Raw genomic sequence first — 15,146 nt, 5'->3', positions numbered from 1 at the left:
GATTGTTATGATTTTTTGAAGTTTATTAAAAACTGTCTCCTGTGAAAAACCAAGTGTAAAGTCCCGTAGACGCTTCTTCGAAGAAACGTGATGAAGACATTAATTTTTATACCTTTAATTATTCAAGTCCAACGCATGATTAACAAACTGTCAATTAACCGTAGCCTCCTCAATTATGGCTTGCCGTCAATTCTTTTTGCGGCCCTTATTCTCCTAACCAAAACAGCAATCTTTAAAGAAACCCATGTTTTAAGCTTAGCAGTTACGTTCGATTCATTAATCAGCGTTCCTCTTGTTTACTTTCTTCTCATTCGTAAATCTGAGATTAAGAAAGCAACAATTATCCCCGTAATCTTAATTGGCGTTTTAATTGGCTTCTACTTTTTACTAAAAGAAAGCCAAACCTATTTAACACTCTTTAGAACTTGGATATTTCCTCTTTTCGAACTTACCCTATTAGCGTTTGTGGCGGTTAAATTTGGTAATGTTATTAAAAGAAACAAAGCCTTACCTAACCCTAGCCTAGATTTTTTTAACATTTTGAAAAGTTGCTGCAACGAAGTGCTTCCAAAAAAACTCGCCCTGATATTCGCCACGGAAATCGCCGTTTTTTATTACGGATTTATAAATTGGAAGAAAGCACCAATAAAAGAAAACGAGTTTAGCTATCACAAAAACAGCGGAACACCAGCCTTAATCGGAGCATTTATTCTTGTTATTACAGTAGAAACAGTAGCCTTTCATTTTCTGCTTACGCGATGGAGCATAACCGCAGCGTGGGTATTAACTGCAATAAGTGCATATACCGCTGTTCAGGTGTTTGGCTTTGCAAAATCCCTCTCAAAAAGACCAATTGCAATTGATGGCGAACATTTGATCTTGAGGTATGGAATGATAAACGAAGTGGCTATTTTACTTGCCGATAGATAGCATCGAACTTTCGAGCAAGGATTTTGAAATAGATGATCTATCTAGAAAACTTTCGCCTCTTGGAAAAATGGAAGCTCATAACCTAATCATCAGCGTAAAAAAAGAATATGTGTTGACCGGATTGTATGGATTGAGAAAAAGATTTAAGACAATCGCTCTCCACGTAGATGAGCCAAAAGCCTTTAAGGAAAAAATGGAATTGGCACTAGAAAAATAGAATTGGAAAAATGAGTTTTTGGAAAAAAATATTTGGAGATAGGTGTGCAATATAGATTTAGGGAGAATCTACTCCAAAAGATAAAGAGGGAAATCCCATGAAAATCTATTTCAAATAGATTCAGAAGACAACGCGGGACTAATGTGGGGAGACATTGGTTTAGTTTATGTTTTTTATGATGAGAAATCTGAGCAGATTGAATTTACCTTGCAATGCCATTAATGAAATTAGAGCAAGCATAATATGAACAGGGATTTAGCAACGTATTATGAGCAAAGAGCCAAAGAATACGAAAGGGTTTACGCAAAGCCAGAACGGAAAGAAGACCTGAAACGTTCTACAATGATTTTACAAGAACTACTTGCAAACAAAACCGTTTTAGAAATTGCTTGTGGCACCGGCTATTGGACAGAAAAGATCGCTCAAACCGCAACTTCCATTCTTGCAACAGATGTTGGCAAAAAAGTTCTAGAAGTCGCCCGAGCAAAAAAAATTTCAACCAAGAAAGTAACATTTCTACTTTCAGATCTTTTCGAACTTAACTTTAAAAACGAATATGAAAGTTTATTTGGTGGTTTTATTTGGAGCCACATTCTGCTCCAAAACATTCAAGACCTTCTTAAGAAAGTGAATGAACTTGTATTGCCTGGTGGAACAGTTGTTTTTATGGATAACAACTTTGTTCAAGGCAGCAGTCGGCCAATTAGTCAAACCGACAAAGTCGGCAACACTTATCAAACAAGAAAGCTTGAGAACGGATAAACTCACCTTGTGTTGAAAAACTTTTCTACAGAATTTTTTTTGAGAGAAATCTTATCAAATATTGCGACTGATGTCCATTTTTTTAATCTGGAATATTTTTGGATATTGAGCTTTAAAACAACATCAGCTAAATTAAGAATCTAGACATGAACAACTTAGAACGATGTAGCAGAGCAACGTGTGTTTTAGCGGGGATAAACTGTCCGATAAAAAACTTGATGCAAAATTCGCAAATTATCATTACATTTGCTATATATGAATCAAACCTTTTTTTATAAACTTTAAAAATGTTAAACTTCGGAACCTTCTTAAAAAAAGAAAGAGAAAAACGAGAATGGACGCAGACTGAATTCGGAAGAAAAATTGGCATAAATTCCAGTGCAATTAGCAGAATTGAAAATGGTACTCAAAAATTCAGCAAATCTAAACTCAAGTCACTTTCCAACTTGTTTGAATTGGACGCGCAAACCGTAACCGATTTATTTTTTGCAGACAAATTTGCACAAGAAGCATTTAAATATAAATGTTCAGATTCCATTTTTTCAGTTGCCGAAGATGCAGCTAATTATTTGAAGAGTAAAAACGTTACCCAAGCCGAACTGGATTTATGAACAAAAAACTAAAATATATAGATCTGTTTTCCGGAGCAGGGGGATTTTCCCTCGGTTTTGAAAATAAAGGATTTCAAAATATTTTTTCAATTGATGTCGAACCTAGTTTTTGCCAAACCTACAAGTACAACTTCAAAAACCATCAGCTTATTCAGAAAGACATTTGTAAAATGACCGAGTCAGAAATAAAATACTTTAAAGAGTTTGATGAAATTGATGTAATTATTGGCGGTCCGCCATGTCAAGGCTTCAGCATTGCAGGCAATATTGGTAGAAAATTTATTGAAGATCCAAGAAACAGGTTATTCAAAGAATTTGCTAGAGTAGTGGGCATCATTCGGCCAAAGTTTTTTGTGATGGAAAATGTAGCGAGGTTATACAACCACAACAACGGTACAACCAGAAAGGAAATAATTAAAGACTTTGAACAACTCGGCTATAAGGTAGATTGCCAAATACTTAATTCAGCAGATTTCGGTGTTCCGCAAATAAGAAAAAGAGTAATTTTCATCGGAACAAAAACAGAACAAAAAATAATATTTCCAAAGAAAGAAGTAGAACAATATGTATCTGTTAAAGAAGCGCTATCAGAATACCCAAAGTTAAAATCTGGCGAAGAGTCTATAATCCCAAATCATATCGCCATGTCTCACTCAGAACAAATGTTGGCCAAAATGAGCTACGTGAGTGATGGAGGAGACAGGACTGAAATTCCTTTGGAATTTAGGCCAAAATCTGGTGATGTTAGAAAGTACATCAAATATGCAAGTGAAAAACCCGCAGTTTGCGTAACCGGCGATATGCGGAAGATATTTCATTATGAACAAAATAGAGCGCTAACCGTTCGAGAGCTTGCAAAATTACAGTCCTTTCCAGACGATTTTGTCTTTAAAGGAAATAGAATTTCTCAACAGCAACAGGTTGGCAATTCGGTTCCGCCAAAAATGGCAGAGGCAATTGCAGAGGTAATTTTTAAAATGAGCCAAAATGTTTAAGTATCCAAAAGTTAATTATATTGGCAATAAAGAGAAGATTGCAAAATGGATCTGTGATCAGTTTCCAACAGATGCAAAAACATTATTTGATGCTTTTTCTGGAGGTTGCTCATTAAGCTATGAGGCAAAATACAGGGGATTGGAAGTATATACCAATGATGTTTTACAAGTTAATTACCATATTGCAAATGCTTTGATAAAAAACAACCACATTTTATTGAATGCAGAAGATATAAAGTTGATTTTTTCGGGAAGTCCTTTTAAAGGCTTTATGTTTGCTAATTATTCTGAAGTATATTTTTATCCTGACGAATGTTGCCAACTTGATTTGTATCGTGAAAACATAAAAAAACTAGATTCTGATGAAAAGCAATCACTTGCCCTGTCGTTAATGAGACGCGCGATGATCAGAAAGATGCCATACTCTCGTTTTAATCTTAACTGGGATAAAATTGTACAGTTGAGAGACGAAGAATACAGTTATGAAAAATACAAGCGTAAACGAGCGTATCACAACCAAACTTTCAAACTTCATTTTCTCAAAAATCTTGATGATTATAACAATGCTGTTTTTAGCAATTCAAAAGATAACAGAGCTTATAATGAAGATGTTTTTGATTTATTGAACAAAGTCCAAGCAGATATAATTTATTTAGATCCACCGTATACAGGTACGATGAATAATTATTTCAGTTTTTATGGCTTGGTTGACAACTTTATTGCATCTAAAAAAACAGAGCCGTTCAAAAATAATTTTACAGATAAGAATAGCGCGGTTGCCTTATTTGATAAGCTATTTGCGAGGTTATCCAACTTCAAATACTGGTATTTAAGCTTCAATAATTCATCTTACCTTTCTAAACACGAACTTTTATATTTGTTGAATAAATATACGAGTGATGTTCAGGTTATGGAAAAAAAGCACGTTTATAAAATCACGGGGAAAGAGAAAAAAGAAAGGAATACAGAATATTTATTCATAGCAAAAAACCAATTCTATCAAGAACACTCCACAGAAAATTATGCAGCAGCAGAATTATGAAGAATATTGGAAACTGACAAATGCTTTTACAGACTATAACGGCAGGAAGTTTTTAGACACACTCAAAACATGTGTTAATTTCGTTGACAAATATTTAAAGGAAGAATATGCTGAGACAAAATATTCTCGCCTACAGCTCGCTGTAGCGAAAGTTAATCCAATAAGTTTAATATCGGTCAGAAAGTCAATCAATCAGCTTGTAAAGTTAGGATTTATCAATCCATTTTTACTTTCTTATCATCCACAAGTTCATGATTACATAAACGCAAAAACCAATAGGAAACGAGAAACCCTGCTCTCAAAAATTGTCTATTCAAATTCCAGCTTTAATCGGGCAGTCAATAAAAACTCTTCGATTAAGCAAATTAATTTCTTAATTCAAACTCTGATAGAACAGGGCAAATTATCCAAAGACGAAATCATTGCGCTTATGCTCGTTGATATCGAAGCGCGCACCGAACCATTTTTAACAGCTTACGAACTTCAAGAATATGTTAAAAAAGCAAAAGATGAAGATTTCGTCAGTCGAAAATATAATCAGGTGGCCTATTTATATAATCTTTTGGGCAAATTGGATGATTTGGTTTTTGTTAAAGATGACTTATATTTTAAAGAAGACGCACAACAAATTTTCGGCGAAGACCTAAAAGCAATCATAAAGCGAAGAGACCCCTATCTTCACAGGCTGTACAAAAATCAATTACAAGAAGAATGTGAGGAGCTATATGGCTATCCGATGTGCGTTTTAGAAAAACTCTGTTATCCGGTTTTAATTGCAAGTCATATCAAACCTTTTATCCAGTCAGACGAAAATGAAGCTTACGATCCAAACAACGGCCTGTTATTAAGCCGAACAGTCGATTCTCTTTTTGATTTAAAATACATTTCCTTTACCGATGACGGAGAAATGCTGTTTTCGAAAAGAGTTTCTGAAGACGTAAAAAGATTCTGGAAAAACTACAGGCTCGAAAAAACAGTATTAAATATTCACAGAACGAAATACTTAGCACACCATAGAAATTTGATGTTCACAATTGATAGTATCTCATAAAGCTCGAATCAGTTTGCGTATCGCCAGTTTCTCAATAAATCTTCGCGCTAACGACAGAAACGGCATCCTTTATTTGGCTCCTCCATCCAAATAAAAATACGGTAGATGGCGTGTGAGAACGTTGTAAAGCGCCCAAATAATTCGAAATCAAAAATCAACTCTACAAAAAAGCCCATCTCAATTAAGAAATGGGCTTTGTATTTTGTGTGAAATGTAATCAGAAATCAGACCCTACATGTGAAATGTTTCGCAGGCTCAACATAACGATTCCATTATTTTAATTACCCTGCAACGCTGCTGCGCCACTTACAATTTCTGTTAATTCTGTTGTAATTGCCGCCTGACGTGCTTGGTTGTACGCCAACTTTAACGATTTTAACAAATCTCCAGCATTTTCTGTTGCCTTATCCATCGATGTCATACGTGCGCCGTGCTCTGCCGCATGCGAATCTAACACTGCTTTGTACAATTGGATTTTAACCGATTTAGGAATCAATTCTTCAACAATTTCATCTTGCGAAGGTTCTAAAATATAATCTACCGTAGTGCCCTTGTTTTCGATGGCGTCGATATCGGCCTTTGGTAAAGGCAAAAGTTGCTCGGTCGTTATTACCTGTACCGCCGCATTTTTAAAGGCATTGTACACCAGCTCTACCCTATCAAATTTACCTTTTTCGAAACCGTCTAAAATTGTGTTGGTAATGGTAGTTACATTTTCGAAAGTCAAATCTGTATATACCTCGTTGTTGTTGCCAATAACGTTATATTTACGCTTCTCAAAGAAATCTTGTGTTTTCTTGCCGATAGAAATGATGCTTACATCGCCACGCTGAAACTGTTCATTGTATTTCTGGTTGATTAGCAAATTGGTTGCCTTAATTACGTTTAAGTTAAACGCACCAGCCAAGCCCCTGTTAGACGAAACGGTTACAATAAGCACCTTGTTTGGCACACGCTCTTGTATAAATGGCGATGCGAAATCTTCTAAAGTGATAGAAAGATTGGCTAAAATTTCTTTAAGCTTATTTGCATAAGGTCGCAAAGCGGTAATGGCATTGGTAGCGCGTTTCAACTTTGCGGCCGAAACCATTTTCATGGCTTTGGTGATCTGCTGTGTGGATTGCACCGATCCAATACGGTTTCTTACTTCTTTTAAATTTGCCATTGTTTATTGAGTATCAAGAAACAAGTATCAAGTAGCAAGACTTATGCATAACGCTTAGTCTAAATACTAAATACTTGATACTAATTTTACTTTTCCAAAACTTCTTTTTTGTGAGTAGCAAGTAGCAAGATTGTGCACAACGCCGGTCTTGATACTTGATACTAACTACTCGATACTATATTAATATTTCTCCGAAACTTCTTTCGCTACTTTTTCTAACACACCTGTAATCTCATCATCCAGCTTGCCGGCCTTAAGAGCCTTTAACGTATCTGGATAACGCATTTCCAATTGTGTTAAATATTCGTTCTCAAATTCTTTAACTTTAGCTACAGGCACCGCACGCATTAAATTCTTCGTTCCGGCGTACACAATAGCCACTTGCTTTTCTACAGGCACTGGCGAAAATTGTGCTTGTTTAAGAATCTGCACGTTACGTGCACCTTTATCTAACACAGATTTTGTTGCTGCATCTAAATCAGATCCGAATTTAGAGAATGCCTCTAACTCGCGGTATTGTGCTTGATCTAATTTTAACGTACCTGCAACTTTCTTCATCGACTTGATCTGCGCATTACCACCCACCCGAGATACCGAAATACCTACGTTAATGGCCGGACGAATACCTGCGTTAAACAAGTTAGACTCCAAGAAGATCTGTCCGTCGGTAATAGAAATTACGTTGGTTGGAATATAGGCCGAAACATCTCCAGCTTGGGTTTCTATAATCGGCAAAGCCGTTAACGAACCTCCACCTTTAACAATATTTTTTATAGATGGCGGCAAATCGTTCATTGCCTGCGCAATCTCATCGTTTTGGTTGATCTTTGCAGCGCGTTCTAATAAACGACTGTGTAGATAAAACACATCACCAGGATATGCTTCACGACCCGGAGGTCTACGCAATAATAATGAAACCTCTCTATAGGCAACTGCTTGTTTAGATAAATCATCATAAACAATCAATGCAGGCCTACCTGTATCTCTAAAGAATTCGCCAATGGCGGCACCCGCAAATGGAGCGTAAAACTGCAAAGGTGCTGGATCAGCTGCCGATGCCGCAACTACGACCGTGTACGGCATTGCGCCGTTTTCTTCTAAAGTACGCACAACGTTAGCTACGGTAGAGTTTTTCTGCCCGATGGCTACATAGATACAAAATACCGGTTGCCCAGCTTCGTAAAATTCTTTTTGGTTGATAATGGTATCGATACATACGGCCGATTTGCCGATCTGCCGATCGCCAATAACCAACTCACGTTGTCCACGGCCAATCGGAATCATTGCATCAATAGCTTTAATACCTGTTTGCAATGGCTCGGTAACCGGCTGACGATAAATTACACCTGGTGCTTTACGCTCCAACGGCATTTCATACGTCTGACCTAAAATCGGCCCTTTACCATCCATTGGCTCGCCAAGTGTGTTTACCACCCTGCCCAACATGCCTTCGCCTACGTTAATAGACGCAATTTTTTTGGTACGTTTAACGGTATCGCCTTCAGAAATTCCATCTGACGGGCCCAGTAAAACCACACCAACGTTGTCTTCTTCAAGATTTAGTACAATGCCCTGCAAGCCGTTCTCAAACTCCACCAACTCTCCAGATTGCACTGCCGACAAACCGAAAACACGCGCAATACCATCGCCTACTTGCAATACGGTACCCACTTCTTCCAGTTCGGTTTCTGATTTGAAGCCTGCCAATTGCTGTCTGATGATGGCCGATACTTCGTCTGGTCTTACCTCTACCATAATTATGTTTATATCTTTTTGTAAATGTTGTTCCTGTACTCTTATCTTATTTCAGTCCCGCTATCCGCTGCAAGGCCAAAAAAAATGGCGCTTTCCGCTGCTATCGGGTTTATGTTTTTAAGGCGCTGGTTCTTCGGTTAAACCTATCCAACGCTCTAAACGCTCTTAACGATTTAACGTTCTTAACGCAAAAACTATACACCAAGCTCTTTCCGCAATTTATCTAAACCGTGGCTAATGCTACCGTCAAATTGCCTATCTCCCACCCTCAAAATAAATCCGCCAATTAAATCTGCGTTTACTTTCTCTTCTACAATCACTTTGTTAGCTGCAAAGTCCTTTTTAACCAAATCAACTATTTCTTGCTTTGCGGTATTGCTTAATACAATTGCAGAGGTAACATGTGCTGTTACCACGCCCTTAATTTTATTGTACTGGCGAACAAACTGCTTAGAAGTTTCAAACAAAATTGCAGAACGTCCCTTATTTATCACAATGTTTAAAAACGAACCGCTCACCTTGCTTAATTGACCGCTAAAAATCTCCTGCACAATTCCCTTCTTTTTATCTAAGGGAATAATTGGGTTTTTCAAAACCGCTTCTAACACGGGGTTATCATCAACCACTTTTTCAAAAGCAACCATATCAGCATACGTAGCCTCTAAAGAATTGTTCTCTTGGGCTAAGTCTATTAAGGCTTTTGCGTATCTACTGGCAACTGTAATTTCTGACATTTATTTTAGTTGTGAAATGTGAGATGTGAGATGTGAGAAATTGGACATCGTCTCAAATCTCATATCTATTGTCTCAAATCTAATTTTTAGTTCATATTAACGTCTTTCAACAAGCTTTCTACCAAAGTTTCTTGTTTTCCCTTATCGTCTAATTGCTTGCGCAATACACGTTCGGCAATCTCTAAAGATAGCGCAGAAACCTGGTTTTTAACTTCAATTAACGCAGCTTTCTTTTGGTTCTCTATTTCTATTTTGGCTTTTGCGATAAGCTTTGCTCCTTCATCTTGCGCTTGCTTCTTGGCTTCATGCAGAATGTTGTCTTTCAATATTTTAGCTTCTTTCAAAATCTCATCGCGCTCTGCACGGGTTTGCAGCATCAGCTCTTGATTTTGGGCAGTTAACTTTGTCATTTGTAACTTAGCCAACTCAGCTTTATTCAAAGCCTCGTCTATGCTTTGTTCTCGGTCGTGTATGGCTCCCATAATCGGCTTCCATGCAAAAACTCGCAACAAAATTACTAAAAAGATAAAAGAAACCGTGGTCCAAATAACCAAACCAAAGGTTGGGGTAACTAATTCCATTTTATGTTGTGTTTTTTAAATGTTCTTTTAATTAAGGTCGGTATTCAGCCAATCGCTAAACACCGACCTAAAATTTAAGTTGCGAATTACGAAGGGTTATTACCCAATAATGCAACTACCACGCCGAATAAAGCAACACCCTCAATTAGAGCCGCTGCAATAATCATAGCAGTTTGAATTTTTGATGCAGCCTCTGGTTGACGAGCAATACCTTCCATTGCCTTACCACCTACTTGGCCGATACCGATACCTGCGCCAATTACTGCTAAACCAGCACCAAGTGCTGCGATTGAACCTACCATAACTAATTTATTTATATAATTTGTAAAAAATAGTTTAAAAATTTAATGATGCTCCTCCACCGCCATCCCAATAAAAAGGGCGGTAAGCAAGGTAAAAATAAAAGCCTGTAAAAACGCTACCAATATTTCTAACACATCCATAAAAATTACGAATGCCACTGAAACCGGCGCCATGGCAACAGTTTCGAAAATAAATATCAACGAAATTAAGCTCAACACAATAATGTGCCCTGCTGTAATGTTGGCAAACAGACGTATCATTAAGGCGAAAGGCTTAGAGATTACGCCAACCAGCTCTACAATGACCATAATTGGAAATAACCAAAAAGGAACATCGGGCATTAAAATATGTTTCCAATAATATTTGTTGCCGTTAATATTTACCAAAAGCAACGTGCCAACGGCCAACACAAAGGTAAGGGCAATGTTACCTGTTACGTTCGCACTGCCCGGAAAGATAGGCACCAAACCCATCAAATTGTTTACCAGAATAAAAAAGAACACCGTAAGCAGGTACGGCATAAATTTCGAGAAGTTATGGCCTATGTTTGGTTTAGCAATATCATCCCTCACAAATACAAAAACAGGCTCTAAGAAAGACTGTAAACCTCTGGGCGACTTGCCTACACGTTTCTTGTAAGAGTTTGCAACTGGAATAAATACTAATAAAAGCACCGCCATAGAAACAAACATGGCTGCAACATTCTTAGTAATGGAAAGATCAATCACCGAATCAGAAGTTGCTTCATCTATTTTGCCGTCTGCCCTAACCACCTTTATGTTTTTGTTAAACATATTTTTGTACAAACTCTGCTCCAAACCAGTAACCAAACGATATTTATTGTATTTCCCTTGATAATCTTCTTCTCCATGTTGGAAGTTCCCAGAAGAAAAAATCTCCATGCCCTGTGGTGTGTATAAAATTACAGGTAAGGGTAAAGTGATGTGTCCACCCAAATGCCAACCATGCGAATCGGCTATGTGCTCCATAATAACTTTGGTCGGCTCAAATTTTTCTTCGCCATGTTTGCCCTCTTTTTGTTCTCCAGCAGCAACGGCGCTAGTTAGGGCAACAGTACTATCCACAGGGTTTTGAGTTGGCTCATTTTGAGCAAAAGCATTAAATTGAAACGAAAAAAGTGCTATAAAAAGCGTAAATACGACAGTTTGCCTTTTAACTTTACATACAAAAACTCGGTTACAATCCATTTATTGGCAGTTTTTTACTTTAATTTTTGGTGGCGCAAGTTAAACAACAAACAGTAAATTTCAAAGACAGAAAACAATAAATATAAAGAAAAAAAGTTAGCGAGGAAAATAGTAGTATTTCCAGGTACTTTTAAAGTGTAAACAAGCACAAATCCCATGCAAAAAAGCAATTTCACGGCATTTGCACCCATAATGGCCATAACGCCCATTTGCGGGTCGCGTTTTATACCTACGGCTACCAATACATAAGCGATATACGTTATGCCCGCCAAAAACCCGAAAATTAGCCAAAATTTTGGCACAAATAGTTGCGTACGGGGAACAAATTGATCTAGTAAGAACACAACACCGAGTAAAATGCCGATTAAGATAAAATAATAACTGGTGAATTTGGATAGCGACATTTACTTTAATGGTTAGTTGTTTAGGGGGTCTGTTGGTTAGATGGTTAGGCGGTTAGTTGGTTAGGTGCTTGTGCGCTTAGTTGTTTAGGTGGCTAGTTGCATGCCTTTACCTTTACCTTTACTTAAAACTTACCACGTAAAACGTATCACTTTCTTTTTTACTCTTTGCTCTTGAACGCATCACACCTTCACTTAAAACTTACCACGTAAAACGTATCACTTTCTTTTTTATTCCTTGGTAGCTTGTTTAATGGACTGATAAAGAGAAATAGCAACGCCGACCAGTGCAAAGCCAGCCGTAATTATTGGTGTTCTGCTTTCTCGATGTTCGTCGATCTGGTAACCAATAAAAGTAAAAAGCCCAATAGTGGCAATCATTTGAAACCCTATCGCTGAAAATTTTGCTAGGTTACCCATTTTTTTGCCCTGCTCCTCCTCCTTTTTGTTTTCCATTTTTAAATTAAATATTTACGTTAACTTTGAAAATGTCTTATCTCGACAAAATTATTCTTTTAAAAGTATAAAAATCTACTTCAAGTAATTAAAAATCTGTTAAACCTCTTGAAAAAAGCCTCAGAAATAACTATTAACGTTCCTTGGTTTTTAATCTGCCTGATATTTTGCTCTGGATGTATTACGCCCAAAGATACCGCAGTTAGTAGGAAGTTGCAAAACTTAACTGCAAGATATAACTATATCTATAATGCAAAGGTATTGCTGGCTGATTATAATATCGGTTTACAGCAAAGCTATCGAGACAATTATCAAACCATCTTACCTATTTACTTAGATCCGCCGCCACAAAAAGAGCTCGTACTGCTTCCAGATGCACCAAATAAGCCGTTAGATGAGGTTATAAAAAAAGCTCAAGCCATTATTAATGAGAAAAGTTATAGCGACTATGTGGATGATGCATATTTGCTTCTAGGTAAGGCCAGTTATTTAAAAGGTAATTACTTTGCTGCATCTGCCTATTTCGATTATGCAGCAAAAACCTTCGCAAAAGATAAGAAAACAGTGATTACGGCGCTCGACTGGAAAGCGCGCAGCCAAATGGAACTGAACAATCTTGGCAACGCAGATAAAATTTTAGACACGTTGTTTCTTGTTTCAAAGGATTATAAAAAAAGTTTAGCAGAACCACAGGCAACATCTGCTCAACTGCGTATTTACCAAAACAGGTATAATGAGGCTGCCGTACTGCTGCAAGAAGCGCTGCGGAAAGGTAATGATCGGCTTCTTAAAATTAGGTGGCGGTTTATTTTGGCTCAACTGCAACAGAAACAAAACAACATACAAGATGCTTTTAAAAACTTCACCAACGTAGCGCGCAGTAATGGACCGTTTGAGATGTATTTCCAGGCAAATTTACAGCGCATTAAAATAAGGGCACAGATTAGCGGTAAACAAATTGACGAGGAAAAAGAACTGCTTCGATTGGTGAAGGATGATAAAAATGCAGACTACATTGACCAGATTTATGGCCAAATTGGAGAATTATTTGCCCAAAAAGGAGATTTTAGCAAAGCTGAATTTTATTTCGAAAAATCAGTTCAAAGTAGCACGAATAACATCAACCAAAAGGCTTTATCTTATTTAAACATCGCAAACGTAAATTTTGCCCAACTCAAAAACTATCGCAAAGCGAAACTCTATTACGATAGCGCGGTAAATATTCTACCAAAGAGTTTTAATGATTACAACAAAATCGCAAAAAAAGCAGCCAACTTGCAATATTTAACCGATAGGTATACGCTAATCGATGTACAAGACACCTTACAATTTATAGCGAAATTACCCTTGGAAGAGAGGAAACCAAACATCCATCGTTTCGTACAGAAAGAAATTGATACGTTGAATGGTAGAAACAACCTCGCACAAAACCCTGCAATAGCGAACAATGCCTTTCTCCTTCAAGATAACGATCTTCCAAATCCATCTGTGGGCAACGGCAGTACTTTTTATTTTAGTAATCCTGCGGCCGTAAGCAAAGGATTTACAGATTTTAAAATTAGATGGGGAAATAGAACTTTGCAAGACAATTGGCGCCAAAGCATTCAGTCTTCTGCACAACAAAACAATCAAATTTTAGCCGGTGGCGATGTAATATTAGCGGCGAAACCGTTAGCCGATTCTACCGATTTCGGCACCACCAAACCAAACGATTTGGAAACAGAATACCTATCGGCCCTGCCAACAACAGACAGTTTGCTGAAAGTTTCCAATCAGAAAATTATCGATGCCTATTATGAAATTGCAAGTTTTTATCAGCAGGAGCTAAACGATAAAGAAGAAGCAGCTAAAGTGTATCAGATTTTATTGGCGAGGTTCCCGAACAACAATCATCGACCAGCTATTTTATATAGTTTGTATTTAAGCAATAAGGGCAAAGATGAATTAAAAGCAAATGTATATAGGGATGAAGTTTTAACATCATTTCCAAATTCTGATTATGCCAAAACCATTAGAGATCCTTATTATGCGAGCAAGCAGGATGCTTTGTTAGATACTGCGAAAAAAACTTACGAAAACCTATATCACAAATTTATTGGCAAGAATTATAAAGGAGTAATTGATTCTGTTTCATTCTATTTTTTGGCACACCCAGAAAGTGAAATCGACCCTCAGTTTGCCTATTTAAAAGCTTTGTCTATCGGTCGAACTTCTAAAGTCCCGATGCTTATTGATGCATTTAATAAAATCGACCAAAAGTATCCAGATGATAAGGTTGTAGTTCCATTGGTTCGTAGTCAGCTAGAATATATAAATACCCATTTGGCAGATTTTGAACAGCGAACAGTTGCCTTGTTAGATTTCGATGAAAATGCGCGGGATCCTTTGTCTTCTGTCATAGATGGAAAACCGCGCCCTAGCAGCACTGCTAAACCAACAAAGATTGTTCAGCCACCTGCTGGTCAAATCGCCGATAAGGCAAATAATTCTAAAACAGCATTTTTGCCCAAAACAGATTCGGCAACAACAACTTTATCGATAAAGAAACCCAGTATATTCAGCACAGCTGTTTCTGCCGAATATTATTATGTAATAGATGTTAGAGATGCCACGCTAACGGTAAGTTCTTCGCGTTTTGGTATCGGGCAATTTAATAGAGGTAATTATCCCGACAATGATTTGGTGCATAAATTGATAGAGTTAGATGATGACCAACTGATCTATATAAATAGTTTTGTAGATTTGTCTGACGCAAAAATTTACGAAAGCAGCATCAAAAATCAATTGAATAAAATAATGAAAGTGCCCAATAATAACTACGAGACGTTTATCATCAGCAAGGAAAACTTCGAGAAACTACTAGATAGAAAGCGGATTGACAGCTACTTGGAGTTTTATAGGGAAAATTATTAACGCACATTTTCAGCACGACTTT

The 15,146-nt window shown here is 37.3% G+C and carries 16 protein-coding genes and 1 pseudogene; 9 read left to right on the top strand and 8 right to left on the bottom strand.

Features of this window, described 5'->3' with window-relative positions; genetic code table 11:
* Positions 1–135: 135 nt before the first annotated feature.
* The 8 genes and pseudogenes from ABIB40_RS06945 (at position 136) to ABIB40_RS06910 (ending at position 5,608) form a co-directional block, all read left to right on the top strand.
* Entirely contained in the window at positions 136–930 is a 795-nt protein-coding gene (locus ABIB40_RS06945; RefSeq protein WP_354357371.1) for a hypothetical protein, read from the top strand.
* The gene (locus ABIB40_RS06940) at positions 917–1,147 is read left to right on the top strand and encodes a hypothetical protein (RefSeq protein ID WP_354357369.1); all 231 of its coding nucleotides are present in this window, start codon (positions 917–919) and stop codon (positions 1,145–1,147) included. Before ABIB40_RS06945 ends, ABIB40_RS06940 begins: the two co-directional genes overlap by 14 nt.
* A gap of 111 nt (positions 1,148–1,258) precedes the next feature.
* Positions 1,259–1,369, top strand: a pseudogene (locus ABIB40_RS06935) (hypothetical protein); the annotation flags it as partial.
* A 21-nt stretch (positions 1,370–1,390) separates the two neighbouring features.
* A complete protein-coding gene (locus ABIB40_RS06930) occupies positions 1,391–1,909 on the top strand; it encodes a class I SAM-dependent methyltransferase (protein WP_354357367.1) in 519 nt (172 codons plus the stop codon).
* Between the two features lie 287 nt (positions 1,910–2,196).
* Entirely contained in the window at positions 2,197–2,520 is a 324-nt protein-coding gene (locus ABIB40_RS06925) for a helix-turn-helix domain-containing protein (RefSeq protein WP_354357365.1), read from the top strand.
* A complete protein-coding gene (locus ABIB40_RS06920) occupies positions 2,517–3,515 on the top strand; it encodes a DNA cytosine methyltransferase (protein ID WP_354357363.1) in 999 nt (332 codons plus the stop codon). Before ABIB40_RS06925 ends, ABIB40_RS06920 begins: the two co-directional genes overlap by 4 nt.
* Positions 3,508–4,557: a DNA adenine methylase gene (locus tag ABIB40_RS06915; RefSeq protein WP_354357361.1), complete on the top strand. Its 1,050-nt coding sequence runs from the start codon at positions 3,508–3,510 to the stop codon at positions 4,555–4,557. Before ABIB40_RS06920 ends, ABIB40_RS06915 begins: the two co-directional genes overlap by 8 nt.
* Positions 4,538–5,608, top strand: coding sequence for an HNH endonuclease (locus ABIB40_RS06910; protein WP_354357359.1), 1,071 nt, complete (start codon positions 4,538–4,540; stop codon positions 5,606–5,608). The genes ABIB40_RS06915 and ABIB40_RS06910 overlap by 20 nt, the downstream gene beginning before the upstream one ends.
* Positions 5,609–5,885: 277 nt before the next feature.
* Here the strand turns inward: ABIB40_RS06910 and atpG are convergent, their stop codons facing one another.
* The 8 genes from atpG to ABIB40_RS06870 form a co-directional block, all read right to left on the bottom strand.
* Positions 5,886–6,773, bottom strand: coding sequence for an ATP synthase F1 subunit gamma (atpG, locus tag ABIB40_RS06905; protein WP_354357357.1), 888 nt, complete (start codon positions 6,771–6,773; stop codon positions 5,886–5,888).
* 180 nt (positions 6,774–6,953) lie between these two features.
* Entirely contained in the window at positions 6,954–8,528 is a 1,575-nt protein-coding gene (gene atpA, locus ABIB40_RS06900; protein WP_354357355.1) for a F0F1 ATP synthase subunit alpha, read from the bottom strand.
* 194 nt (positions 8,529–8,722) lie between these two features.
* Complete coding sequence (gene atpH, locus ABIB40_RS06895; RefSeq protein ID WP_354357353.1) at positions 8,723–9,262, bottom strand: ATP synthase F1 subunit delta; 540 nt, start codon at positions 9,260–9,262, stop codon at positions 8,723–8,725.
* Positions 9,263–9,348: 86 nt separating this feature from the next.
* The gene (gene atpF, locus ABIB40_RS06890) at positions 9,349–9,843 is read right to left on the bottom strand and encodes a F0F1 ATP synthase subunit B (RefSeq protein ID WP_354357351.1); all 495 of its coding nucleotides are present in this window, start codon (positions 9,841–9,843) and stop codon (positions 9,349–9,351) included.
* Between the two features lie 86 nt (positions 9,844–9,929).
* Positions 9,930–10,145, bottom strand: coding sequence for an ATP synthase F0 subunit C (gene atpE, locus ABIB40_RS06885; RefSeq protein ID WP_354357349.1), 216 nt, complete (start codon positions 10,143–10,145; stop codon positions 9,930–9,932).
* A 42-nt stretch (positions 10,146–10,187) separates the two neighbouring features.
* A complete protein-coding gene (atpB, locus tag ABIB40_RS06880; protein ID WP_354357347.1) occupies positions 10,188–11,354 on the bottom strand; it encodes a F0F1 ATP synthase subunit A in 1,167 nt (388 codons plus the stop codon).
* A 14-nt stretch (positions 11,355–11,368) separates the two neighbouring features.
* Positions 11,369–11,758, bottom strand: a complete 390-nt coding sequence (locus ABIB40_RS06875) for a hypothetical protein (RefSeq protein WP_354357345.1) — start codon at positions 11,756–11,758, stop codon at positions 11,369–11,371.
* A 228-nt stretch (positions 11,759–11,986) separates the two neighbouring features.
* Complete coding sequence (locus tag ABIB40_RS06870; protein WP_354357343.1) at positions 11,987–12,211, bottom strand: AtpZ/AtpI family protein; 225 nt, start codon at positions 12,209–12,211, stop codon at positions 11,987–11,989.
* A gap of 108 nt (positions 12,212–12,319) precedes the next feature.
* Between ABIB40_RS06870 and porW the strand changes: the two genes are divergently transcribed.
* Complete coding sequence (gene porW / locus ABIB40_RS06865; protein WP_354357341.1) at positions 12,320–15,124, top strand: type IX secretion system periplasmic lipoprotein PorW/SprE; 2,805 nt, start codon at positions 12,320–12,322, stop codon at positions 15,122–15,124.
* The last annotated feature ends 22 nt before the right edge of the window (positions 15,125–15,146 follow it).

It is taken from the genome of Pedobacter sp. UYP30, from assembly GCF_040547165.1.
GTDB lineage: Bacteria > Bacteroidota > Bacteroidia > Sphingobacteriales > Sphingobacteriaceae > Pedobacter.
The sequence above is the reverse complement of the archived record's forward strand: the minus strand, read 5'-3'. Positions and strand labels throughout refer to the sequence as shown.